Here is a 25,647-nt window from a genome sequence, read left to right on the forward strand (position 1 = left end):
CATACTTTGTTTTTAAAAGAGTGTGAACGCATAAAGCTCATATCCGTACAGATAAACTGCGAACTGACCTCTTTTCTCTACAAGAACCATTTATTTATCTAAGGATGATCATGATGTAACTCCTGATCGATGATGCCCTCATCCATCGCTTGCACCAGTCCAACACCATCCTTAATTTCAGCCGAATAATTTCCTTTCTCGGTAAAAATTTGCATGATCGTGTAGTGATCTTTTTGACTTTGAGTAATGGTAAAAAAATTCTGATTCGGATCACCCTGATCAAATTTTCCAGTCCATCGAACAATATCTTGGTCAACAGGTTCGATCTCTACAATCTTCCCTGTACGATTAATGCCATATTCCAACATTTGAAACTTAACAGTGTCACCCACTTTTTTAAGTTCAATCACATTGGGATCATATTTAATCACCATGCCTTGAGCATTTTTAATTAGTGGAAAGTTAACACTAGAAGGCAGTTGATCCTTCTCAATTTCATTAAAAAAAATTTGTTGCTGAGACAATCTTTCTTTTTCTGGCGGACTCAAATTCAGCATGTTTTGACGAGCAAAACCGTTCTTATTTTCAACTTTGCTTAAGCCAACTTCATCTTTCTGGCTATTTACAGATGACGTTAAGGCAGAAGAGCTTTGCTGTGAAAAAGCAAACCAGATTAAAACTGCTAACGCCACACAAGCGATAGCAGTTCCTATTAACAATTTATTTTTCTTCATTATTTACGGCTAAAAATAGAGATTAGTTATATAGAGAAATTTTTTGTGCATTTAGGTTAATGACACTGACAGCATCAATTTTTCCTTCTTCACCCAAACGAACACCATATTTAGGGTTGTATAGGTATGGGCTTGAGTAAAAATTAATATTATTACCACCCATCGCGGTACTTCCTAAAGGATGGGCAAAACCCGAACCAATATTGGTTGAACCATTATGATATAGACCAAGATTGTGCCCGACTTCATGGCGCATGGCCGCGAAAGAACAACCTGCGATATCATTTGCTCCAATCATGTTATATGCAGAAGCATTGATCCACGCCCAACCGCAACCACCGTCACCGGGTTCATTACCTTGATAATAGACACCGTCTGCCAATACACGTTTTCGCTCATTTTGTACCGTCGTATCATCTCGCCCAGTAGAAATAGCTTCTTTTAAAGTGGCAGCAGGGATTTTATAGTTTAAATAACCCACCTCTCTTAAGTAAAAACGTGCATTTGAATTTTCAGCAGTTAAATTCGTTAAATTTACCCCTTCGATCATTCTAAGTTTGGCAGCACTCTCTCCTAAAATTGAATTTACTTCAGGACTAGAAACCAACAGCATATCAATTGTATAACTATCTACTGCCCAGCCTTGAGCCGTATAAACAAAACGGCGGTTTTCACCATTTTTAATTATCGAAGACAAACCATTAGCAGCATTAATATAGGTGTCTGCCGATGCACTCGACACAATAACCACCTTGTCCCCAACTTGAGCTTTAGCTGGTAGTTGCAAGGTCGACTGCCAATTTGATGTAGACAGCTTCACCTTTAAAACGGGCTCAGCCATATTCGGTAAAGTTGCAGGAATTGTCGCTGTTGAATCAATCACCTTTGTTGGTGCAGAGATCAGTTGCCAATATGCTTTGTCACTTACATACATAAACTCATATTGATCGCCTGTTTTAAGCGTTAAGGTCGCTTGGCTATTAATATTGGTATTATTAATTTTTGCAGACCAAGTCGCAGTCGACTTGATAATAATTCTATCCCGATCATTTGCAGTCGTAGGAAGAGTAAAATTGGAAACCCAATTTCCATCTCCAAATGAGATTTCCGTTAACGGGCTACTTACCGATGCTAAAGAGGTTCCAATCTGCTGTACATTTAACTTCTGAGGTTTAATATATTCTGGTACCCATTTCCCTAAAGCAGAATAATATTTAAACCAATATTCAGACCCACTTTTTAATGAAAAACTACTTGGAAATAATAAATTTGTTTTGTCGATCTCTGAACTTACACTGGCAGTAGAAACAATTTGTACTGTTGTTCCATCACGTACATCACTTGGTAATGCAATAGTCTGTGCCCATTTACCATCTTGAATGAGTACTTTTTGAATTGATGCAGTGGTTAAAGCCACTATTTCATAGTTAGTCCCATTAGTAGGACTAACCGTCGATAACTGAGCGATCCATTTATTTTGACTACTATTAAATACAAACTGGTAATTATCACCAGAGTTTATTTTTAATACTTCTAATGGAATATTGGTATTTGAAGTATCTAAATAGCTACTATAACCAGCACTAGAACGGATTGTAATTTTGTCTAAATTATTCGCGCTTGATGGCAAAGATAGATTTTTAGTCCAATTTCCATTCGCTAACGAAAATTCTAAATCTGGATAACCAGATGGAATTACTCCACTATTATTATTCTGATTTGGTGAAATTACAGTTGCAGCATATACAAGTGAAGATGCAACAATTGCGCCGATAATGAATGATGTTTTCAATTTAAAATTCACAGCAGCCTCTTTTATTTGTTTTTTAGAATCATGCAAAAAGCACAGTAGCAAATGATTTTTTTATAGTCAATTTTTGATCGATTATTTTTTTATTAAATTTCAAATACATGATTACTGAATCATTTTGAAATAAAAATATGAAAGTTATTAAAGAATATTTTTTATGCGAACTAAATAACCAGAAACATTTCAATATGGGCAAAATACCAAAAAGCTTTTAAGGATAAAAAGAAAGGAAACTCTCGCTTTTTATCCTTTATTTTAGTTTTTTAATTTACCTTCTTTGGAAAACTAAACCAAACAAATATCGTTAAGAGGAAAAAACAAATGGCTGAAATTGTCAGCACCCAACTATGTGCATAACTAAACGCCTGTTTAGCAACTGCAATTAATTGACCTCCTAAAGGATTTTCAAGATTAGATGCTAGTTGCATCGTCTCGCCAATAGAAATACTCGCTTTTTCGATTAAGTTAGCTGGAAGGCCCTCTGGCAAAATAATGGAATGACTATAAAACCAAGATAACATTAGACCAAAAATAGCCACACCTAGACCAGCACCAAGCTCATAGGCCATACCTTCAATTGCACCCGCTGCACTGGCCTTTTGTGGCGGTACAGAAGACATAATGGCGGCTGTCGAAGCTAGTAAAGCAATCTCAATACTAAAGCCTAAAAAGACCATACACGTCCATGCTAAAAAGTGGTCGGTTGAAAAGTTAAGCTGAGCAAGTCCCCATAAACTAAATCCACTTATTAAAATACCAACAGTAGATACAAGTCTAAGCCCCCATTTATTTAAGCAAATTCCCGCTAATGGTCCACCTAAACTAATCGAAATCATGAATGGAATAATAAACATCGCCGCTTGTAATGGTGAGAACCCATGCACAAACTGTAACTCTTGAGCCAAAAGTAATTCAAATCCAACCAAAGCGATCATGGAAACGACAGCCATCACAATACTCGTAGAAATGACAGGATGTTTAAACAACTCCAGATCAATCATTGGCGTTGTACTTCTTTTTTGACTACGAATGAAGTGAATTAATGCACTTACACCAATCACAAACATTACGGCTGTAAGTACAGAAAAGTTGTACATGGCTGACTTAAGAGAATAAATCAGGCTCAAAATCGCCACGACTAACACTAATGCTTGAGCTAAATTAATGGGCTGATTAGTTTTTTCTTGCTGTTTAGGAATGATCATCACAATCATGATCAAAACAACAAAAATAATTGGGATATTAATGAGGAATACGGCGCCCCAATGGAAATGCTCTAGTAAGCCCCCCCCCACTAATGGACCAAAAGCCGCACCACCGCCACCAACAGTAGACCAAAGCCCAAGCGCAAAGTTCCTTTGTTTTTCTTCGCTAAAAGCATTTCGAATGCCTGATAAAGTTGCAGGAATAAGCATGGCTGCCCCCAAGCCTAAAACAGCGCGAGAAGCAATTAAAGCATAGGCAGTTGGAGAAAAAGCAGCAGCTAAGGAACCGAGTCCAAAAATAGCCGTTCCAATAAATAATAATTTTTTAAAACCAATACGGTCACCAAGCGCACCCATTGGCAAAATCAAACCCGCCATAATCAGCGAATAAATATCAATGACCCATAAAAGCTGATTGGCAGTTAAATTCAATGCTGCACTTAAAGATGGTGTTGCAACATGCATCACCGTTGCATCAATCGTAACCGGTAAATAAATAAGGACGATAATTGTCAGGATTAACCATTTTTTTTGCATAACGCTCTTCAATATCCAAAACTTGGACATGTGTTCAAATCATGGTTATTATATACACAACTGGACACTTGTCCAACTTTAAATTTTAATGTAGTTTGTGCCAAATTCAGTCAGGTGAAAGAAACATGGCCTATCTTAATCGCGATCAACGCAGAGAAATGATTCTGCAAGCTGCCATGCAAGTTGCTTTGGCTGAAGGTTTTACAGCCATGACAGTACGTAGAATCGCAACAGAAGCTCAAACCTCTACAGGACAAGTTCACCACCACTTTTCTTCGGCCTCTCATTTAAAAGCTGAAGCTTTTTTAAAGCTTATGGAACAGCTGAATGAAATTGAACAAACCCTACAAACCAATAGCCAATTTCAAAGGCTTTTCATTTTATTAGGTGCAGAAAACATAGACAGGCTTCAGCCCTATTTACGCTTATGGAACGAAGCAGAACTCTTAATCGAACAAGATCTTGAAATACAAAAAGCGTATAACCTCGCCATGCAGAGTTGGCATGAAACGATTGTGCAGGCAATTGAATGTGGCAAAAAAGAAGGCGAATTTAAAAATATATCTAATTCAACAGACATCGCATGGCGCTTAATTGCTTTTGTATGCGGATTAGAAGGTATTTATAAACTCGGTTTACAAGGGTTAGCCGAAGAAGACTTCAAGCGCCATACCGAAACTATCATTCGCTTAGAATTGTTATAAATGTAGAAGCTGGCATGTATTAAAAACACCAGCTGTAAAATACTAAAATTAGAACCAACCTTTACGACCTTTTAAAATTTGGTCGGTACACCGTAAGGCTTCTTGGGTAAGCCCCCACAAACGGTAATCACCTGTTATTGAACCAACCTGGAAGTTGTGAGTATAGGCAAAACTAAGATCGCGTTCTGGATCACACCAGGCACCTGAACCATTGTAGCCAATATGCCCAAAGCCAGTTTTAGCACGTTTACCCATGGTAATAATGCGGTGATATCCTAAACGCCAATTCATTGGAATAGGCATGACACGATCACGCGCATAACTCTGAATGGTACTGAGTTCTTTAAAGATTTCGGTACGAATGAGTTGTTGCCCATCCCATTCACCGTGATTTGCTAACATCGCATACACTTTAGCAAGGCTATTTGCAGTAAATGTTCCGTTTGCTGCCGGAATCACCGCTTGCAGCCCTTCATCACTAAAGAAACTAAAGTGCTTCATTCCCTTTGGAATCATGGCATCTTGAAAGTCTTGCGGGTCTTGCCCCGTCCATGTGATCATTTTTTCCGAAAGTGAACTCTTATGTGGTTTAGAGCTTTTCGTCTTATCAGATGGAACCGATACAGGCTTAGTTTCTGGTTTCGATTGAATAATTAAACGTGCTACACGGTCTAACTCGCTTGCAGGGGTTCCAAAATAAGCACCATCTAGCTGCAAAGGTTCAACCAGATATTTTTGCATAAGCTGATCTAGAGATTGACCTGTCGCTTTTTCAAGTACGCCACCCACGAGCCAACCAAATGTTAAGGCTTGATAGGCATTGCCCTGTCCTGCAACAAATCTTGGTTTAGACGCAGCCATCACATTTAACATATGCGACCAGTCGAGCATTTCTCTCGCACTTTCAATGATATTTCGAATATCAAACATACCACTTTGATGACTAAGCACATGCCGTAATGTGGTTTGCTCTTTACCATTTTGAGCAAACTCAGGCCAATAAGTCGAAATCGGTTTGTCGTATTCTAAAAAACCTTCACTCACTAAAATGTGAGCTAAAGTTGCAAGTACACCTTTACCCGTAGAGTAGCAGACCGCCAAAGTGTCAGGTTGCCAAGGCAGGGTTTGTGACTGAAGACCCGTGTAGATATCGACAACTTTCTGGCCTCTAAAATAAACCGTTAATGCAGCTCCACCTTGATCTGTTCGTGCGTCCTGAAAACGGCTGAACTGGTGAGCTAAATCAATAAAACGTTCATCTAAAACACCGTGATAGTTATGGGTATCGGCCAATAAAATCTCTTTAATCACACGAGTTTCCTTACATTTTTTGTTATTTTGCTCAAAAGCAGCCTCAACATCTGTTTAGACTGCTGATATTTTTATAATGCTTTTACCGTTCCTGCAACATGTGGTTTCTGTGATTTGGCATTGCGAATCAAGAAATCAGTCTTTTTATCTATATGAGCAGTTAAAAACTCAACTTTTGACGGTAAGAACATTGGTAGCTTAAACCATACATCTGCTTCATAAGCATTTGGTAATTCAAGGTTCGCTAGTGCTTTAGCCTTGCTCCACATGCCATGTGCAATGGCTTGCTTAAAGCCAAATGCTTTTGCAGTAATAGCATGAATATGAATTAAGTTAAAATCACCCGATACCTTCGCATAGCGACGGCCTGTGTTTTCTAAAATATCCCACTCAGCTTGAGGAACATAAGTTGGCGCTTGCTCTTCTTTGGCTTTCTCACCTACTCTTTTCTCAACTTTTTGACGAGATAAATACGTCGTTAAGCCTTCCATAACCACTTCATTGCCAACTTTTGCAGTGGTAATAAAGTCAAACTGAACACCTTTATCATGTGGTTTAAGTTCCCCAAATTTGCATGACAAAGTTAATTTTTCAGTCACACCAATCGGTCTAGTCTGTTTAAGCTGGTTACGAATATGGACTAAACCTAAAATTGGAAATGGAAAGGCTTCTGCTGTCATCATGTGCATTTGCAAACTTTGAGAAAGCACAGCCAAATAAATCGCAGGTACAAAGCCATTATTTTCAAAGCCACATACTTCGTTATAGGCCTTAAGATGCTTCTGATCAATCTCAAGACGATCTACCACATATTCAACTTGTGGCAAATTTTTTGGACCTGTAGGTTTTTTAAAAATTAAACCTTGCACAACTTTTGGGTAAGCTAATGCCGCTTTTGGTAGCTGGCTAAAATGACGAGTATTCATACCTAACCTTTTATAATTTATAGATTCTTTAATAAAAAAGGGATGCTCAAGCACCCCCTATTTCGCTCAGAGTGCTTAAGCGCCCAACAAGCTTTGACCACATACACGTACCACGTTTCCATTTACCCCTGTAGAGGCAGTTGATGCAAACCATGCAATCGTCTCCGCTACATCAACAGGTAAACCACCTTGTTGCATTGAGTTCATACGACGACCAGCTTCACGAATTGCAAATGGAATTGCAGCTGTCATTTGTGTTTCGATAAAGCCAGGTGCTACTGCGTTAATGGTAATACCATTTTTTAAAATAGGTGCAGTAAATTTCACTAGACCGATCACACCAGCTTTAGAAGCAGCATAATTCGTTTGACCAAGGTTACCTGCAATACCACTAATTGATGATACGCAAACAATGCGTCCATTTGCATTTAGACCATCGTTCTCTAACAAATAATCATTTACACGTTCAGCAGCAGATAAGTTAATGTTGATTACTAAATCCCAAAGCTCTGGCTTCATGTTTGCCAAAGTCTTATCACGAGTAATACCCGCATTATGAACGATAATATCTAAACCGCCTTGTTTTGCAGCAGCAGTTTTAATTTTTTCGCCTGCATCGGCAGCTGTAATATCAATTGCCAATGTAGAACCGCCAATGTCAGCAGCTACACGGTCAAGATCAGCTTGTTGCTGTGGTACATCTAAACAAATAACATGAGCGCCATCACGTGCCAATACATGTGCAATTGCCTCACCAATACCACGGCTTGCACCAGTTACCAACGCAGTTTTACCAGCAAGTGGTTTTGCCCAATCTACGTCAACTACATCTGCCTTAGAAACACGAATTACTTGACCAGACACATAAGCTGAACGTGGAGAAAGCAAGAAGCGTAATGTCGATTCAAGGTTTGCAGCAGCACCTTCATCTACATATACAACTTGAGCTGTAATACCCTTTTTAAATTCTTTACCTACAGACTTGATAAATCCTTCAAGTGCGCGTTGAGCAATTGCTTGTTTTACGGTTTTTGCAGTTTCAGGTGTTGTACCAATCACAATCACACGGCCAGAAGTCGCAACTTGACGTGCAATCGGGTTAAAGAATTTATAAAGTTCGTTTAACTGTTCTGAGTTTTGAATACCAGAAGCATCAAATACCACTGCTTTGAATTTTGATTCTTTATCGCCTGCATTGAATGGGCGTAAATTTAAACCAACTTTTGCAGCTTCTTGCTGTAATGCAACATTATTGCCTACATAGCTATCTGCATGAATATTGCTAAGTACTTGTGCAATCGCACCAGACAATACACTTGACGGCGCCGCGCCAACCAATACTGCACCATTCACTACTGGCTGAGCACTTTCAAAACGCTCTAATGCAACTGGCGATGGTAAACCCAGATTTTTAACAACAAATTTACCAATAGGAGATTGTGTAAATGCTTGGTATTGATCAGTCATGATTATTATCTCTCAAAAAAATGATTTTCTACGACAGGCTTCATTATGTTATGAAATGGAGAGGCACAATATGAAATCAGTCGTTCATTAGAGTCATCCCAAATGATACTTGAGTTCATCTTTTGATGTCTTGACCTGAATGCTATCTACAATGTCATTCTAGTCAATACAGGTCTATTTGAATTGTGTTAAGGTAGGTTATAAGAATATCGTTAATATGCTTGGAAAAGCCTTATGAGCAAAACAACTCAAGAAAATCCAGCAGTCGAAAATTCTGCTCAGGAAAAAGTGTCAAATACATCAAAGTCGGCTTCTAACACGACTAAGCGTAACAGCACCACTCCTAAAGCAGCAACTAATACTCCAAAAACGACACGTACTCGTTCAACGACTGCACCTGCACGTAGCCCTCGCACTAAGAGCGCAGCTACGGCAACCCCATCTACATCTTCTAATGATGTAGCTGCAGCACCAAAAGCAACAAAAACCAAAACTTCTGTTCAACAGGATAAAACCATGAGCCAAAATACTGTTCGCCGCGTTGCAATTATTGGTGGCAACCGCATTCCATTTGCACGTTCAAATACTGCTTATTTTAAAGCATCGAATTCTGACATGCTGACAGCAGCATTGAATGGTTTGGTTGAACGCTTTAACTTACAAGGTAAGCGTATTGGTGAAGTCGTTGCTGGCGCTGTTTTAAAACACAGCCGTGACTTTAATATGACTCGTGAAGTTGTATTGAGCACTGATCTTGCTCCTGAAACTCCAGCTTACGACATTCAAATTGCTTGTGGTACAGGCTTACAAGCTGCTTTTGTTGTTGCTAACAAAATTGCACTTGGTCAAATCGACGTAGGTATTGCAGGTGGTGTGGACACAACTTCTGATGCCCCGATCGCTGTGGGTGATGGCTTACGTAAAGTTTTACTTGAACTCAATGTTGCTAAGACTGGTAAAGACCGTCTTAAAGCATTAACAAAAATTGATTTTAAAAAGCTTCTTGATGCACCAAGTAACGGCGAACCACGTACTGGCCTTTCAATGGGTGAACATCAAGCAATCACTGCATTAGAATGGGGTATCACTCGCGAAGCGCAAGATGAGTTAGCTGCAAGCAGCCACCAAAAACTTGCCGCTGCTTATGAACGTGGTTTCTTTGATGACTTAATCACTCCATTCTTAGGTCTTAACCGTGACAACAACTTACGTGCAGACAGCACAGTTGAAAAACTAGCTAAATTAAAGCCAGTTTTCGGTAAAGGCGAAAGTGCAACAATGACTGCTGGTAACTCAACGCCGTTAACTGACGGTGCTTCTGTTGTATTGCTTGCTTCTGAAGAATGGGCAAAAGAAAATGGTCATGAAGTTTTAGCTTACCTTTCTTTCTCAGAAACAGCAGCTGTTGACTTCATTGGTAAAAGTGGACCTAAAGAAGGTCTATTGATGGCGCCTGCTTACGCAGTACCTCGTATGCTTAAACGCGCTAATCTTAAACTTCAAGATTTCGATTTCTACGAAATCCATGAAGCATTTGCATCTCAAGTACTGTCTACTTTGAAAGCTTGGGAAGATGAAAAATTCTGTAAAGAACGTGTTGGTTTAGATGCACCTTTAGGTTCAATTGAGCGTTCTAAACTTAACGTAAATGGTTCATCTTTAGGTGCTGGCCATCCATTTGCTGCAACTGGTGGCCGTATCTTGGCAACTGCTGCGAAATTGATTAATCAAAAAGGTTCAGGCCGTGCATTAATCTCTATCTGTACAGCAGGTGGTGAAGGTGTTGTAGCAATTGTAGAAAAATAATTTCTACACTACCCTTTAAAAAATAAGCACCCATTCGGGTGCTTATTTTATTTCTAGGTTTTATCTTAATGAAGCGATGCCGCTTTTGCATCTGGGAAAAACTTATCTTCGATATGGTCATAACACCATTGGAAAATAAAGGTATAAACCAAAATACATAGCGTTAAGCCAATATCTAAAATAAGTGCATCAATTACACTCATCTGTAGCATATAAGCAATCATCGGTACAGTTGCAATAAGCAACCCGCCTTCAAAACCAATCGCATGTAAAATCCGTACGGGAATCGTTCTTTCCCAATTATATTTATGTTCAATTTTTTCGAAATAGTGGTTAAAAATCATATTCCAGAAAACTGAAACGACTGCCATAAACACACCGAGTGTTCCGGTTACATCCATAGGCATATCAAAAATAAAACTTAATGCAATCGCAATGATGACCAATAAAATTCCTTCATAACTGATTGCATGAATGAGCCTTCTCTTGGAAATCAACATTTTTAAATACTCAATAATTACTTGGATAATGTGCATTTTATTTTTATAATGTTGATTAATCTAATCAGGTTCTTTCATTTTTTTTGACAGATGAATATTAATCAAGAACAACTACTCATGTTTCAAGCCGTAATTGAAACAGGTTCCTTTTCAGCAGCAGCCCGTAAACTTGGAAAAGTTCCTTCGGCTGTGAGCATGTCTATTGCCAATCTAGAAATTGATCTCGACTTGGTCTTATTTGACCGTAAGGGACGCGAACCTATCCCAACTGATCAAGCACGGGTTTTATACGAAAAAACCTCTCAGCTTTTAATTGAGATGAACCAATGGAAACAACATGCCCATGCACTAAGCACAGGATTAGAAGCTAATTTAACTATTGTGATCGTATCTGAATTACTACATACCAATTGGACTGACTATATTTGTCTGCTAGAGAGTCGCTTCCCTGACCTACAGATTAATATTGTTTCTGCTCCACAAGAAGATGCCTTACAAATGTTATTAGATGGGTCTGCCCAATTGGCTCTAATGTTTGAACGTGAACATCTGGACAATAGAGAGCAATTTGTAGAGCTAAAACGTGAGGCTTTAATTCCAGTCATTGCAAAGAACCATCCGTTAGCAATCCAACATCAAGTCTCTTTTGAAGAGATTCTGACTACACGACAAATCGTGGTCGCAAGTCGCGATGAGACTTTAAAACCAGAATTGCTGTTTTCAAAACATTATTGGCGTACCGACAACCACCACTCTGCTTGCTTAATGATTTTACGTAATCTGGGTTGGGGAGTTCTTCCACAAGAAATGTTCAAAGAAAACCCCGAATTAAAAAACAAACTTAAAATATTGGATTTATTAGATTTCACCCCAAGATTTGAATACTACGTCGATTTAGTCTGGAGCCGTGAAAGTGAACTTGGTGCCGCAGCCAGATATCTCATTGAATATATCCGTAAGCAACGAATGCAACAGGCACCTTAAAATTATTTCAATTTAGATGCAGAACCTAAACGTTTTTCTTTGAAAGATAACAATTGATATATCGACAGCATGAATAGACTTTGTGCTATAAAGAAAACATAAGATTTATTACTGAAGATGTTGAATATCAATGACTCATACAGCACTTGACCAATTAAAAACATTAACGACCGTTGTTGCCGATAGTAGTGACCTTGATGCAATTCGTAAATTTCGTCCATTAGACGCGACGACAAACCCTTCATTGATTACGGCAGCAGCAGAACAACCAGAAAGTAAAGAGCTGATTGAAGATGCTTATTATCAAGCTAAAGAAGAAGGCTATAAAAGCGATCAGTTGATTGAAAGAACTATTGATATTTTGACTGTAAAGTTTGGGGTAGAAATTTTAAAACTGATTGAAGGTCGTGTGTCTACCGAAGTGGATGCTGCACTTTCATATAACACTGAAGCGACCATTCAAAAAGCGCATGAATTATGTGAACTTTACAAAGGTTATGGAATTGACCAGTCACGTATCCTCATTAAAATCGCGTCTACTTGGGAAGGTATTCAAGCTGCTAAAGTGCTCGAAGCTGAAGGTATTGCTTGTAACCTCACCTTACTCTTTGGTTTGCATCAAGCTCAAGCTTGTGCAGATGCAAAAGTAACTTTAATTTCACCATTTGTAGGTCGTATTCTTGACTGGTACAAAAAAGCTGAAGGTGTAGATGCTTACCCAATCGAAAAAGATCCGGGCGTAGTATCAGTTAAGAAAATCTATACCTATTACAAGCAACAAAATATTCCAACTCAAGTGATGGGTGCAAGCTTCCGCAGTATTGATCAAGTTCTTGGTCTTGCAGGTTGTGATTTACTGACGATCTCTCCTGGCTTACTTACCGAGCTTGAACAAGATACACGGGCTGTCGATGCAGCTCTTGATGCAACTAAATCAAAGCAAACAGATGCTATTATTAGACCAACGCTAGACGAACAAAGTTTTAAAGACGAACTTAATCATGACTTAATGGCTTTCCAACTTTTACAAGGTGGTGTTGATGGCTTTATTAAAGCACGTGACCAGTTAAGCCTCCTATTACGTCAATCTTTTGGAATTGATGCGGAAATAAAGTCTTAAAAAACTGCACTTTTCATACAAAATCACCGATTTTTGTTATTATGACAAAAATCGGTTTTTTATTAGGTTTCTCGTGTTCGGTATAACAGATTTAACAACATATATTATTGGTACATTCTTAATTGTGTTATTGCCCGGTCCGAACTCTCTTTATGTGATGTCTATTGCTTCACGTTATGGTATTAAAACTGGATATATGGGTGCATTAGGTATATTTACTGGCGACCTAATTTTAATGCTATGTACCGTACTAGGTGCTGCTTCTTTATTAAAAGCATTTCCTTGGATTTTTGTTATTCTTAAATTAACAGGTGCGCTTTATCTATCTTATTTAGGCTTTAAACTCTTACAAGGCAGTATTCAACGCTGGAAGCTACGTCATCAGTCTCAACCTGAAATGACCGATTTACCTGCTTTAGATAAAATTCATCCTTATAAAACAGCATTAAGTATTAGCTTACTCAACCCTAAAGCAATTTTATTTTTCCTATCTTTCTTTGTTCAATTTGTTGAACCAGGCTACGCTTATCCTGCTTTAAGTTTTTTAATTTTAGCGGTTATTTTACAAATTATTAGCTTTAGTTATTTAACAGCACTCATTTTCTCTGGAATTAAACTCTCTGCATTTTTTAAACAAAACCATAAAACCGCAGCAAGTAGTATCTTTTTAGTAGGAATTTTATTTTTCGGGTTTGGTTTAAAACTCGCAACCTCAACTATTTCATAATCTTTATCTCATCAGATTTCACCTCATGAAGTTAGAACATAGTTGAACTGCTAAAATGCCAGCATGCCATCTGTTTTAACTTCATTAAGCACGAAAAATGTTCTGACTTGTCTTACCCCAGGTAAGGCAATAATTTTTTCACTATGAAAGCGGTTAAAAGCAGCTAAATCTTTAACACGAATTTTTAGAAAATAATCGACTTCTCCGGCAACCAAATAGCATTCCAGAACATTCTCTAAATCACCTGCGGCTTGCTCAAAAGCCTGAAAGCTATCAGGCGTTGAACGGTCTAAAACAACACCAACCAACACCACCGTATCACGCTGCACCATGCTTGGATTAATTCGAGCACGCACATCTAAGATTGCCCCAATTTTAAAAAGGCGTTGAGTATGATTCCAACAAGATGACGTACTTATGCCTACAAGTTTAGCCAACTCAGCATTACTTAAACGTCCATTTTCTTGTAATACACGCATAATTTTAAGTTCAAGCACTGTCAAATTTTCAGCCTGCTCTTCCATAAAACAATATCCCAAATTTAGTATTCCTCATGAAAGAAATAATAGCATTATTAAATATTTTGAAAATATTATTTCTCTTTTAGGTTAAAAATAGAAAGCACCTTCTTTAAAAAAATTGTTAGATTTACCTAGCTGAAAACAAAGGCAGAAACATATTAATTTTTCAGGGATTTAGAACGTTTAGCCATGCAAAAGATTCTTCAAGATTTTTCTATTCCAGCCGTATTTGCTGGTTTTATTACCTTTCTCATTGGTATTAGCGTTTCGGCCATTTTAGTGATTCAGGCTGCACAAGCTCTAGGTGCTTCACCTGAGCAAATCACTTCTTGGTTTTGGGCTTTAGGTCTAGGAATTGGCCTATCAGGACTCATACTCTCTTGGAAATTTAAATATCCTGTAGCAACTGCATGGTCAACCGCTGGTCTTGCTTTAATTATGGCTACAGGCAGTGGCTATAGCTTAAATGAAGCGATTGGTGCTTTTTTAATAGGCGGCTTACTGACTGCTATTTTAGGCTTTTCAGGTATATTTCAAAAAGCGCTTTCATATATACCGCAAAGCTTAACCAGTGCCATGCTTGCAGGTGTTTTACTTAAATTTGGGATTTCACTTTTTGTCAGTTTACAAAATGATTGGGAATTCGTTTTATCTTTACTCATCATCTATGTAATTACAAAAAAATTGTGGCCACGTTATAGCATCGTATTCACAGCACTTGCAGGTATTATTCTCTGCCCTGTATTTTTAGACTTTCACATGCCGACTCTTCAGTGGTCTTTGGCGAAACCAGTTTGGATTAGTCCTGTGTTTAGCTGGTCAGCACTTTTAGGATTAGCTCTACCACTTTTTGTGATTAGTATGGCTTCGCAATATTTACCCGGTATTGCCATGATTAAAAGTTATGGTTACAAACCGCATGTTAATCAACTGATTGGTTGGACAGGTTTAACCCAAGTTGTTCTTGCTCCTTTTGGCTGCTATAGCGTAAATATTGCCGCGATTAGTGCTGCTGTAAGCTTAGATGATCAAGTTCACCCTGACCCAAGTAAACGTTATATTGCGGGCATGAGCTGTGGTTTTTTCTATGCTTTGATGGGTTTATTTGCAGCAACACTCACTAGCTTGCTGATGTCTTTTCCTCATATTTTTATTGTAGCTTTAGCAGGTATAGCTTTACTTGGTACGATCAGCCATAACATTGCGCTTGCCTTTGGACCCGTTGAAGATCGTGAAGCGGCATTATTTACCTTTTTATGTAGTGCTTCAGGCATTCAATTTTTTGGTATTGGCTCAGCTTTTTGGGGATTGATTGTCGGTCTTATTGTATTTGTGATACTTAAATTTAAGGCCAAAAAATAAAACTTAAAATAAAGACTTTGCGCTTAACCATTTAAAGAATCTTACAAACAGTTAAGTGCAAAGTCTTGTTAAATTAATTAATTGCGTTTTTATCCCAAAAAGCTTGTCTTACTTGTGGCATAGCATTTAAGTGATTAATAATATGTTGCGCTTCTTCAGCTTCAATTGAGGTCGCAATTAGCGTCGCTTCTATTTCAACCTCTTTCTCTCCAAAAGGTGTTACATCAATGTCTTTGGGAGGATAATTATGATGCTTCAAGGTTAGATTTAATTCATCCATAACCACTTTGCTCTGACCTCGATCACATATAATATAAATTACATGTAAGACCTCTGAGTCATCGTCTAATGGACGACGGTCAATGATATGTACAATCGGTCTTAATAACGTATTCGCAGATAAAATAAAGACTGTTGCCATTATAGCTTCAATAATTAAATCTGAACCCGCCGCAGCACCCACAGCGGCCGAACACCACAAAGTCGCTGCGGTATTTAAGCCATGGATATTGCCCTCTTGGCGCATAATGACACCTGCACCCAGGAAGCCAATGCCAGAAACAACATAAGCAATGACTCGAACAGCCCCATCTGCCCCAGTAAGATTAGTTGCAACATCTACAAAAATTGCAGCACCGACAGCAACTAGAACATTCGTTCGAAGGCCAGCCGTACGTTGCCTATATTGACGCTCAAATCCAATTAATGCTCCTAAAACAAAAGCAACCGAGAGACTAATTAAAGTATCAACAATATTAGATAAGTCTGTATGTTGTAGAAATTGCAACTTCATCTTGTACCTATAGTTTTATTACCAACCGTAACGGCGGATATAGATTTTTTTCACCCATTGAGTAATACCCATATAAGCAATTACAATGAATGGCAAATATAAGAAATAACTTAATGGTAAAGCTTGTAGTTTTAAATAACTTGCTAAAGGCCCCATTGGTAGGAAAATACCAATACACATAATCACGACAGTCATCACCAGTAATGGAGTTGCAGCACGACTTTGAATAAATGGAATTTTAGCAGTACGAATCATGTGAACAATTAATGTCTGCGTGAGTAAACCTACAACAAACCAACCTGATTGAAATAAAGTTTGGTGCTCAGGTGTATTTGCGGAAAATACAAACCACATGAGTGCAAAAGTAATAATGTCGAAAATTGAGCTAATCGGTCCAAACACTACCATGAAACGACCCACTTCTTCAGGTTGCCAACGCTGTGGTTTTGCAATTAACTCTTCATCAACGTTGTCGAATGGAATCACAATTTGTGAAACATCATAAAGCAAGTTTTGAATAAGCAAGTGAATAGGTAGCATTGGTAAAAACGGAATAAAAGCACTCGCAATTAATACCGAAAAAACATTACCGAAATTTGAACTGGCCGTCATTTTGATATATTTAAGCATATTGGCAAAAGTTCTACGGCCTTCAATTACACCTTTTTCAAGCACCATCAGACTCTTTTCAAGCAAGATTAAATCGGCTGACTCTTTAGCAATATCCACTGCAGTATCTACTGAAATACCAATATCAGCAGTACGTATAGCCGCAGCATCATTAATACCGTCGCCTAAGAAACCAACCACATGACCATTTGCTTTTAACTGCTCAACAATACGCTCTTTATGTACCGGACTTAACTTCGCAAAAATGTGGTATTGCTCTACCGCTGTTTTGAGTTGCTCATCAGTTAAATTCTCAATTACACCACCCAATAACACCTGATCGTAATTAAGACCAATTTCTCGGCAGACTTTTTGGGTGACAAACTCATTATCACCAGTAAGCACTTTTACTGTTACGCCATGAGCATGCAAACTCTGTACTGCTTCTCTAGCAGATTCTTTAGGTGGATCAAGAAAAGCGACATAACCGATTAAAATTAAATCACTTTCATCAACAACCGAGTAATTTTCCTGATTGTTATTAAACTCACGATAAGCTACAGCAACAACGCGTAAACCATCTTGGTTATAACGTTGAGTTAAAGCCTCAATTGCCACTTCACGTTGTTTTGTTAAAGGTTCTACTTTGCCATTTACCTCAACATAACGGCAAACTTTTAACATTTCCTCAACTGCGCCTTTGGTAATCATGCGCACTTTTTCTTGAGGTGTTTGCACCACAACTGACATACGACGACGATCAAAATCAAAAGGAACTTCATCTAATTTCTTATAACGTAACTTTTGCGTTTTGATCTGGTCATCAACAGCTTCTAACACAGCCACATCAAGCAAATTTTTCAAACCTGTTTGATAATAGCTATTTAAAAATGCCTGCATGAGTACGAAATCTGATTTTTCACCATGAACGTCAATATGTTGAGATAAAAATATTTTATCTTGAGTTAACGTTCCGGTTTTATCCGTACATAAAACATCCATTGCACCAAAGTTTTGAATAGCATCCAGACGTTTAACAATTACTTTCTTTTTAGATAAGAAAACTGCACCCTTTGCCAATGTTGAAGTGACAATCATTGGTAACATTTCTGGCGTGAGACCTACAGCAACTGACAGTGAGAACAAAAATGCCTCTGTCCAATCTCCTTTGGTAAACCCATTAATGAAAAGTACAACAGGTGCCATCACCAACATAAATCGGATGAGTAACCAACTTACTTTGTTGACACCCATTTGAAATGCCGTTGTGCTTCGATCACTAGCTGTAACTCGATGAGCTAATGCACCAAAATATGTTTGGATACCTGTACTTAAAACAACTGCCTGAGCTGAACCAGAAACAATGTTCGTGCCCATGAAGACAATATTATCTAGCTCTAAAGCACTGTTTTCTTCAAGATTTTTCTGCAAAGGAAACTTTTCAACCGGCATTGATTCACCAGTCATTGCAGCTTGCGATACAAATAAATCTTTTGCAGTTAAAATTCTACAATCAGCAGGAATCATGTCGCCCGCAGATAATAAAATCACATCACCAGGAACCAGATATTGAATTGGCATTTCAAACTGATTATTGGTTTGATTTTTAATATCAATGCCATAGCGTTGATGCATAAGTTCTAAATCTTCTGCACTCACCTGATGGCGTAATACTGTGGCGGTATTACTGACCATTGCCTTTAAAGCATCTGCAGCTTGATTTGATTTTGCTTCTTGCCAATAACGAAGGAATGTTGAAAGAAGTACCATCACACTAATAATGGTTGAACCCGTCAAATCATCGGTAAAGAAAGCAATTAATGCCAAAAGGCTAAGCAAAATATTGAACGGATTACGATAGCAATACCAAAGGTGTTGCCACCAAGTTAATGGCTTTTCATGAGTGATCTCATTGAGCCCCACCGCCATTTGCTGTGTATGTGCTTGCTCTTCTGTAAGCCCCGTAAAATGAGTGTCGAATTCTTTTAATAAATCACTTGTTTGAGATCTTGATGCATTAAGCAAACGCATAGATAAATTTTTGCTAATTTCTTGAGCATAGCTAGATTGATGTAGCTCTTTGAAAGATCGATGACGACCAAAAAAGCGCATCAAATGAAATCTTTGTAAAAATGCTGTGAAGAGTCGTTGCCAGAATTTCATCACGAAATCCTCCATTTTTTAGGCGTACAAAGCTCTCGACCTTATTGAAAAATAAAGTCTTTTAAAATTTTAAACTTAGAAAGAAATAGGAGTTCGTGGACTTACGATGAAGAAGAGAAAATTAACCCAAAGCCGAACCAACGCTGACGGAAAGTCACGATATTGAACATAGTTCGAATACTTTGAATAGTATTAGACGAATTGTTTACCAAAATTGAAACTTGGTAGTTATAACAGTGTGTGGAAGCATATAAAAACATTGGCTTCTCCCCATTTCAGCGAGAAACTAAACAGATAAGTGCTTGAAGTACATGATTACAAATAAAGTAATTTGTATGGGTTTAATCTAATTTTTAACAAAGCTATCTCATTGCAAGATAGCTCCTCCTAAAGGTTATCTTGCTCAGCAGTAGCTTTGGTTTAATTGATAATTAAACTCAAACCTCGAACAACTACCCATTTAGGATCTCCATTAAATAAACTCGCGGCAAGTATATGTTTTACCATAGAACACACAAGGTGTTTTTTGTAACTTTTTTGTTAACAAAATATCAACTACACTTTATAGCTCTCTCACCACAACAGTTTTCGCCATTTTGTCATGCCATCCTTGTTTTTTGGCATCAAAAGCTACCCAGAAAAGGCCTAAACAAAACACTAAAATTGACGGGATATAACCAATATACCGAATTATAGATTGCATAAAAGTTAACTTATTCCCTGTTTTCTCATCAAGAACTTTTAAACGCATTAAGCGCTTCCCTGGAGTACCTGCAAAATACAACCAACATAAAACAGTATACAAAAATGGAAAAGCATAATTTATGATGAGATCAAACCCGTAATTTTGAGGTTTAGTACTCATACCTGTAGCAAATATCAGATCGTAATCACCACGGTAAAAAATCCATGCAGCTGGAATAATGGCTAAAAAAAGGATAAGGCTATCAATAATCATTGCACCAAATCTAAGCCAAAACCCTGCGTACTCGTATTTATAAGTCATATGCACACCTCACTTTTGTTATTCTTTGTCTAATATGAAAGAGATCAATTCATTTAGTTTCATCGTAAAGGAAATCTTTTTATTTTTAAACATTTAAACTAACTTTTAATTTTTTTGTTTTATTTAGAATCGTAATAAAGTTTTATAAGACCTATAAATAGGTCTTTTTTCAAACAGGACCACATTAAAATATAAAAACATATTTCATTTTAAAATATTTTATATCTGGTTGACTGTACCAAATTATTACTCAGTTTCGTGATAAAAATAAAAAACCTACGAGTAATTACTTCCAGAACAAAACATCAATTTTAAATTCTTTTTTAAATAAAAAAGCAGCACAAATAAACCCTATTCCAATAATAATTAAAAAAAGGCTTAAATTTAATATTCCGCCAAGCACAGACAAAAAGCCTAGAATAGCGAATAGATAAAATAAAATTAACATCAATTTTAACATTCAGTTTATTCAACTATTTAAAATAAAAGCAATTCATTCTAGCGATTTTATAAACGTTTGCTGTTTCCAAATGTTGGCTACACTATTAATTTGTATCATTATACATTGAACATGTTATTAAACTTATTTAAGTGTTACTTTGCTTGAATAAAAAGTGATGTAATTCACATAACTTTTATTTAACATCAAAGTAATGCTTTTCAGTTATAAGTTTAATTTTTAGATTTTTATATAATCGTTCTTTTGAATCTTCAAGTGAAGGGACAACTTTTTCTGCAAATTTATCTTCAGCCATCAGTCTGGCATACGTTTTATAGCCAATAACTAACTTTTCAGGTTCTTTACCTGTTTGACGAAACTCTTCAATGAGTTTATTAACTTTCTTTGCTGTTAAATCAGCCATCTTCCTCTCTCCCCTTTATTTATTACTTTGTTATACGGTTCCTATATGACAGAAATATGAATGGTAATTTTTTGTAATTTTCATGTAAATATTATCGATTATTTAGCAACAACACTTCCCCCATAACAATCAACATAAAAATAAATGCAAGCAAATGATTTAAAATAATTTTATTTAATTTTCTTTTCCTGTAGTCGAATAGATGTCTACCGAGAATGAAATATGTTAATCTTTAATTAATAAATGCTTCATACATATAACAACTGTAAATAAGAGGAATAACATTATGAATTACCAACATATTATTGTACCTGTCGATGGTTCTGAGATTTCTTTAGCGGCAGCAAGACAAGCAGCTCATATTGCAAAAGCTTTTGGGAGTAAATTGACTGCTATTAGCTTAGTTGCGGTAGATCCTTTTAGCGGTGTGGATTTTTATTACATCTCACCTGTTGTAAAAGATTATTTTGTTGAAGCGCGTGCCAATGCAGAAAAGACTCTCGCAAAAGTAAAAGCTTTATGCGCAGAAGAAGGTATTGATGCTGAAACTCAGATTATTCAAGGTGAAATTTCCTCAGATGGCATCCTTAAAGCGGTAGAAGGCTTAGGTTCCGATTTGATTGTGATTGGTTCTCATGGTCGCAAAGGCTTCCAAAAGCTTATTTTGGGTAGTTTTGCTCAAGATGTTTTAAACAGCACCAAAATTCAGGTATTGGTTGTAAAAGAATAAACCTTTTTAGATGCAAAAAACCCAATCGCTAGATTGGGTTTTTTAATAAAATAAACTGTGTAAATTTTACACCACCCAAAAACCCAGATAGAATAGTTTCTTATTCTTTCAATTTCGTGAGTCACGCCAATGAAGTAAGTCTTTTTTTCTCATCATTTTTTCTTTTTTTTGATGTGCAAAATAGACTATTTTCTGTGATTTAACGTCTTTTCTTAAAGCTAATTTTTCCTATTTTGTACATCCTGTATTTATGAGGTTTTCTATGACTCAGCAGGCATGTGTAATATCGCAACTCACTTTAGAATTTTCATCTAAAGTCATGTTTAAACAACTAAATTTCAACCTTGAATCGAATCAGATATCTGCCTTAATTGGTCGTAACGGCCAAGGCAAATCTTTGCTTATGCAAATGTTAAATCAGACGCTTAAATTAGATTCTATTGTTACATCTGGGCAAATATCTTGGCATGTAAAACATGCATATTTACCTCAATTACATCGGTTAACAGGACTAAGCATAGCCGAAGCATTAGATATCTTAGACCTTTATCAAGCTTTTAAAAGAGTTGAGCAAGGTGTTGCCAGCTTCAATGATTATGATTTATTGGAAGGTAAATGGGACCTCCCCATCTTATGGAATAACTTATTAGCCTCCGCTGATTTACCCACCGATTTAGACTTTCCAGTTAAAGACCTAAGCGAAGGTCAAAAAACTAAATTGGCATTAAGTAATTTATTTTTAAAATCAGATCATTATTTATTGCTTGATGAACCCAGTAATCATCTAGATCAGGAATCTAGAAAATGGTTAATTGATCATTTAAAGAAACACCCAGCAGGTACACTTATCATTAGTCATGACCGAACTTTGTTGAATGAAGTAGATCATATTTTTCATTTAAATGAACATGGCCTACATCACACGACTGGAAACTATGAAAAATTTGATGAGCAATATCAAACTCATGTTGCAGCTTTAGAGCAATCTGTTCAACAGAACCAACGTGAGGTTAAACACATGAAGCAAAAGCAACATGAAGTATTAATGAAAGCTCAAAAACGTGAACGTGCTGGGAATAAATTACGCGAATCAAATTCGCAAGCCAAAATTCTGCTCGATTTTAAAAAGGAACAGGCAGGCCAAAGTATTACTGCTATACAGTCTCAACACCAACGACAAGTTTCAAATAGCCAAAATGATTTAAAAGACAAAAAAATGCGTCTCGAAACCGTCAAGCCACAACAGTTTGTCTTTCCTACTTTTCATAAGAAATCTGGAGAAATTCTTCGAGTTAAAAAACTCAAATTGAAATACGGAACTCAAAAACTAATAGATTTAGCTGTACACGCAGCTCAGAAAATTCATATCACGGGTCAAAATGGTATTGGAAAATCAACACTACTTAAAGCAATCAATGTACAGAAAAATCAGCCCTGTGACAGCATTCAATTATTTGTAGAGTGTTTTTATCTCGATCAAAACTTTAGCTTTTTATATGATGAGATGACGGTGATTGAAAATCTAACCCACATGAATAACGGGCTTTCAGAATTAGAATGGAGGAATTTATTAGGTCAACTTCGAATTCGTGGTGATAAAAGTACTTATCTCTTGTCACAACTAAGTGGTGGTGAGAAGCTCAAGGTAGCTTTATTAGCACTTAGCCAGATACATCCTACCCCCGAACTCCTGTTATTAGATGAACCGGAAAATCATTTAGATATTGAATCTAGAGAATTATTAGCTACTGCTATTCATAGCTATGAAGGTGCTGTATTACTCATTTCACATGATCAAACGTTTGTTGAAAGTTGCGCTATTCATGAGTCATTTTCTTTAGCCGAATAATCATTATTGATGTCTTTTTTCAAACTTACTAGCCCTCATGTGAAGCTAGTAAGTTTTATCAAATATTATTTTTTTACTGTATTTAATAATTCGATGTCTAAATCATATTTCACTGTTTTATTTTTACGAGCGCTATTACGCATTTGATAAACTTGAACAATATAATCACCAGTAACTGGCAATGTAATTTCTCCTTTCGATCCTACCGTTGAGCCAATTAATAATGCCTTATCTTTACCCGGTTTTTTACCCGGTGCAAAAATATTGACATAGGCTAAATTACCAAGACTATTAATATTGAATTTCAATATTTGTCCATTCTTTGCATAAACTCTATATTTGACATCATCATAACCCTGAAATTTCCCAGTTAATGTAGTATGACTTGAACCTTGTAAAAAATTAACTTTTTGCTCAATATTTTTAGCTAAAATAGGTAATGATGTGATTGAAATGAGTGTAGTTAATAATAAAGTTTTAATGGTTTTTTTCAATTTATGACCCTCCAGATTCTTTTAAATTATTATATTAAAAATAATTTTTATAAAACTTTACTTTATGTATAAATTTGATAAGTAGTAGTTACTTTTTATAACTAGTAACAAATAAAGTATCTCAAAGATTTAATATTATCTAACTTTGAGATACCCTTTTTAAAAAATAAAAATACTAGAATCGATAACCTACACCCAAATAGGTAATAAGCGGATCAATATCAACTTTTGTTGTAGCATGTATTAGGCGAGTACCCGTATTTTGATTGACTACATCAATCTGGGCATTATTGCTTAACTTTGCATAGGACACAGAAGCAACCGTATACCATGAATCATTAAAATCATAGGTAAAGCCAGCAGTAAAAATAGGCGCTATCGCATCGTCCGCATCAACATTAACCACCATTTTTCCGCTCGATTCTTTTCGGTCTAAAGCCGCTCCTGCTTTGCCATCTAACACATTTTGAATCATATGACCTGCGGAGACTAAATCAGATCGAATTCCATCATTAAGTTTAATATCATTAAAATGGGCATACATTAAGCCAGCTCCAATATAGGGTCTAAACTTATTTACCCCACTTTTACCAAACTGATATTGTGCTTCTATAGTTGGCGTCCATGCTCGAATAGTTGCAGCTTTTGATTTATTGCCTAAGTTTGTAATCGGAATCGCTTGGCCTAAGGTAATCCCATTAGGGAAAAGGTATTTTACTAAGTCATTCGGAGACATTGCGACCCCACTTAAAGGCGCTAAGATTTCTCCTTTCCCTTTAATATCTACTTTAGGTGGAATTCCGCCAATGAATTGTAAGGACACGTTATCATTAAGATAATAGTTAAAAGTTAATCCCAATGTATCTGCATCATCCACCTCAAGACCTGCTTCATTTTGTTGCCAGTTCTCTATTCCATGAATAGTTGCAATACCTGAAACTTCAGGCTTAATATTGCCGTTAGCGTCAAGAATAATCTCTCGCATGTACTCATCTTTTAAAGCCAGCTCTAGAAACTCCTTCTGATTAAAGACTTCACCTCCTAAGTCTACTTCTGTGGCATTCGGATCAATAGAATTTAAAAAACTTGTTGTGGAAATGGTCCCGACTTTAGCAGCGGTTCCATTTTTAACAGCGGTATTAATATTAAATGGATTAGCTTTACCCTGTGGCATTACATGTAACCAACCAGCAGAGACAGAGAATCTTTTAAATTCCTGCGCATAACTCATGCTTGTGATTAGAGACAATGAACTCACTATTGCTATTTTTATTACTCTTTTTTTCATTTTTATTCCATCCTAGAAATATATTGCTGTTTTTGCAATATATTTATGGAATATAGCCAAGTTGCCTTTTTTATCAATTAGTATATTTCTTGCAAAATATTAATTTAGATAAATCCATTACAGTTATTTAATAATTAC

Annotated in this window: 23 protein-coding genes and 1 pseudogene; 8 read left to right on the forward strand and 16 right to left on the reverse strand. The window is 36.8% G+C overall.

Going from position 1 to position 25,647, the window contains the following annotated elements; genetic code table 11:
* Window positions 1-98: 98 nt before the first annotated feature.
* The 3 genes from cpaB to I5515_RS00810 form a co-directional block, all read right to left on the reverse strand.
* Window positions 99-734: a metalloprotease secretion chaperone CpaB gene (gene cpaB / locus I5515_RS00800; RefSeq protein WP_199964306.1), complete on the reverse strand. Its 636-nt coding sequence runs from the start codon at window positions 732-734 to the stop codon at window positions 99-101.
* 22 nt (window positions 735-756) lie between these two features.
* Complete coding sequence (gene cpaA, locus I5515_RS00805; RefSeq protein ID WP_199964307.1) at window positions 757-2,538, reverse strand: metalloendopeptidase CpaA; 1,782 nt, start codon at window positions 2,536-2,538, stop codon at window positions 757-759.
* 269 nt (window positions 2,539-2,807) lie between these two features.
* Window positions 2,808-4,286 carry an MFS transporter gene (locus I5515_RS00810; protein WP_199964308.1) on the reverse strand — a complete coding sequence of 493 codons (1,479 nt, stop codon included), beginning with the start codon at window positions 4,284-4,286 and terminating at the stop codon, window positions 2,808-2,810.
* A gap of 125 nt (window positions 4,287-4,411) precedes the next feature.
* Here I5515_RS00810 and I5515_RS00815 point away from each other — a divergent pair, with 125 nt between their 5' ends.
* A complete protein-coding gene (locus I5515_RS00815) occupies window positions 4,412-4,990 on the forward strand; it encodes a TetR family transcriptional regulator (RefSeq protein ID WP_199964309.1) in 579 nt (192 codons plus the stop codon).
* A gap of 48 nt (window positions 4,991-5,038) precedes the next feature.
* Here I5515_RS00815 and I5515_RS00820 read toward each other — a convergent pair whose 3' ends face one another.
* The 3 genes from I5515_RS00820 to I5515_RS00830 form a co-directional block, all read right to left on the reverse strand.
* Window positions 5,039-6,301, reverse strand: coding sequence for a serine hydrolase domain-containing protein (locus I5515_RS00820; protein WP_199964310.1), 1,263 nt, complete (start codon window positions 6,299-6,301; stop codon window positions 5,039-5,041).
* A gap of 71 nt (window positions 6,302-6,372) precedes the next feature.
* Complete coding sequence (locus tag I5515_RS00825) at window positions 6,373-7,227, reverse strand: MaoC family dehydratase (protein ID WP_199964311.1); 855 nt, start codon at window positions 7,225-7,227, stop codon at window positions 6,373-6,375.
* Window positions 7,228-7,302: 75 nt separating this feature from the next.
* A complete protein-coding gene (locus I5515_RS00830; RefSeq protein WP_019458676.1) occupies window positions 7,303-8,694 on the reverse strand; it encodes a 3-oxoacyl-ACP reductase in 1,392 nt (463 codons plus the stop codon).
* 234 nt (window positions 8,695-8,928) lie between these two features.
* Here I5515_RS00830 and I5515_RS00835 point away from each other — a divergent pair, with 234 nt between their 5' ends.
* Window positions 8,929-10,500 (forward strand): acetyl-CoA C-acetyltransferase, encoded by a 1,572-nt coding sequence (locus tag I5515_RS00835; RefSeq protein WP_199964312.1) that lies wholly within the window; start codon window positions 8,929-8,931, stop codon window positions 10,498-10,500.
* A 65-nt stretch (window positions 10,501-10,565) separates the two neighbouring features.
* Here I5515_RS00835 and aceI read toward each other — a convergent pair whose 3' ends face one another.
* A complete protein-coding gene (gene aceI / locus I5515_RS00840) occupies window positions 10,566-11,000 on the reverse strand; it encodes a chlorhexidine efflux PACE transporter AceI (protein ID WP_002115172.1) in 435 nt (144 codons plus the stop codon).
* A 90-nt stretch (window positions 11,001-11,090) separates the two neighbouring features.
* Here aceI and I5515_RS00845 point away from each other — a divergent pair, with 90 nt between their 5' ends.
* From I5515_RS00845 to leuE, 3 genes are all read left to right on the forward strand, one after another.
* Window positions 11,091-11,984 (forward strand): LysR family transcriptional regulator, encoded by an 894-nt coding sequence (locus tag I5515_RS00845; protein WP_199964313.1) that lies wholly within the window; start codon window positions 11,091-11,093, stop codon window positions 11,982-11,984.
* Window positions 11,985-12,114: 130 nt separating this feature from the next.
* Window positions 12,115-13,104: a transaldolase gene (tal, locus tag I5515_RS00850; RefSeq protein ID WP_199964314.1), complete on the forward strand. Its 990-nt coding sequence runs from the start codon at window positions 12,115-12,117 to the stop codon at window positions 13,102-13,104.
* Between the two features lie 73 nt (window positions 13,105-13,177).
* Window positions 13,178-13,831 (forward strand): leucine efflux protein LeuE, encoded by a 654-nt coding sequence (gene leuE, locus I5515_RS00855; RefSeq protein WP_199964315.1) that lies wholly within the window; start codon window positions 13,178-13,180, stop codon window positions 13,829-13,831.
* Window positions 13,832-13,881: 50 nt separating this feature from the next.
* Here leuE and I5515_RS00860 read toward each other — a convergent pair whose 3' ends face one another.
* Window positions 13,882-14,355 (reverse strand): Lrp/AsnC family transcriptional regulator, encoded by a 474-nt coding sequence (locus tag I5515_RS00860; protein ID WP_199964316.1) that lies wholly within the window; start codon window positions 14,353-14,355, stop codon window positions 13,882-13,884.
* Window positions 14,356-14,541: 186 nt separating this feature from the next.
* Between I5515_RS00860 and I5515_RS00865 the strand changes: the two genes are divergently transcribed.
* Window positions 14,542-15,714, forward strand: a complete 1,173-nt coding sequence (locus tag I5515_RS00865) for a benzoate/H(+) symporter BenE family transporter (protein WP_199964317.1) — start codon at window positions 14,542-14,544, stop codon at window positions 15,712-15,714.
* A gap of 73 nt (window positions 15,715-15,787) precedes the next feature.
* Here I5515_RS00865 and I5515_RS00870 read toward each other — a convergent pair whose 3' ends face one another.
* The 5 genes from I5515_RS00870 to I5515_RS00885 form a co-directional block, all read right to left on the reverse strand.
* Window positions 15,788-16,507 carry an MgtC/SapB family protein gene (locus I5515_RS00870; RefSeq protein WP_199964318.1) on the reverse strand — a complete coding sequence of 240 codons (720 nt, stop codon included), beginning with the start codon at window positions 16,505-16,507 and terminating at the stop codon, window positions 15,788-15,790.
* An 18-nt stretch (window positions 16,508-16,525) separates the two neighbouring features.
* Window positions 16,526-19,279, reverse strand: coding sequence for a magnesium-translocating P-type ATPase (gene mgtA / locus I5515_RS00875; RefSeq protein ID WP_199964848.1), 2,754 nt, complete (start codon window positions 19,277-19,279; stop codon window positions 16,526-16,528).
* Window positions 19,280-19,841: 562 nt separating this feature from the next.
* Window positions 19,842-20,285, reverse strand: a complete 444-nt coding sequence (locus I5515_RS00880; protein WP_199964319.1) for an RDD family protein — start codon at window positions 20,283-20,285, stop codon at window positions 19,842-19,844.
* A gap of 286 nt (window positions 20,286-20,571) precedes the next feature.
* A complete protein-coding gene (locus I5515_RS17450; RefSeq protein WP_227562593.1) occupies window positions 20,572-20,745 on the reverse strand; it encodes a hypothetical protein in 174 nt (57 codons plus the stop codon).
* Window positions 20,746-20,920: 175 nt separating this feature from the next.
* The gene (locus I5515_RS00885) at window positions 20,921-21,148 is read right to left on the reverse strand and encodes a hypothetical protein (protein ID WP_199964320.1); all 228 of its coding nucleotides are present in this window, start codon (window positions 21,146-21,148) and stop codon (window positions 20,921-20,923) included.
* A 286-nt stretch (window positions 21,149-21,434) separates the two neighbouring features.
* Between I5515_RS00885 and I5515_RS00890 the strand changes: the two genes are divergently transcribed.
* Together I5515_RS00890 and I5515_RS00895 are read left to right on the forward strand one after the other, a co-directional pair.
* Entirely contained in the window at window positions 21,435-21,878 is a 444-nt protein-coding gene (locus tag I5515_RS00890; protein WP_004643207.1) for a universal stress protein, read from the forward strand.
* Between the two features lie 262 nt (window positions 21,879-22,140).
* Window positions 22,141-23,727, forward strand: coding sequence for an ATP-binding cassette domain-containing protein (locus I5515_RS00895; protein ID WP_199964321.1), 1,587 nt, complete (start codon window positions 22,141-22,143; stop codon window positions 23,725-23,727).
* A gap of 65 nt (window positions 23,728-23,792) precedes the next feature.
* On the opposite strand, the gene I5515_RS00900 is transcribed toward I5515_RS00895, so the two are convergent.
* The 3 genes and pseudogenes from I5515_RS00900 to I5515_RS00910 all read right to left on the reverse strand — a co-directional run bounded on the left by I5515_RS00900 (window position 23,793) and on the right by I5515_RS00910 (window position 25,509).
* Window positions 23,793-24,221 carry a DNA breaking-rejoining protein gene (locus I5515_RS00900; RefSeq protein WP_199964322.1) on the reverse strand — a complete coding sequence of 143 codons (429 nt, stop codon included), beginning with the start codon at window positions 24,219-24,221 and terminating at the stop codon, window positions 23,793-23,795.
* 34 nt (window positions 24,222-24,255) lie between these two features.
* Window positions 24,256-24,342 (reverse strand): annotated as a pseudogene (locus I5515_RS00905) (hypothetical protein); the annotation flags it as partial.
* 54 nt (window positions 24,343-24,396) lie between these two features.
* A complete protein-coding gene (locus I5515_RS00910) occupies window positions 24,397-25,509 on the reverse strand; it encodes an OmpW/AlkL family protein (protein ID WP_199964323.1) in 1,113 nt (370 codons plus the stop codon).
* Between the last annotated feature and the right edge of the window lie 138 nt (window positions 25,510-25,647).

Origin of the sequence: Acinetobacter calcoaceticus (genome assembly GCF_016508255.1) — a bacterium.
Taxonomy (GTDB): Bacteria; Pseudomonadota; Gammaproteobacteria; order Pseudomonadales; family Moraxellaceae; genus Acinetobacter; species Acinetobacter calcoaceticus_E.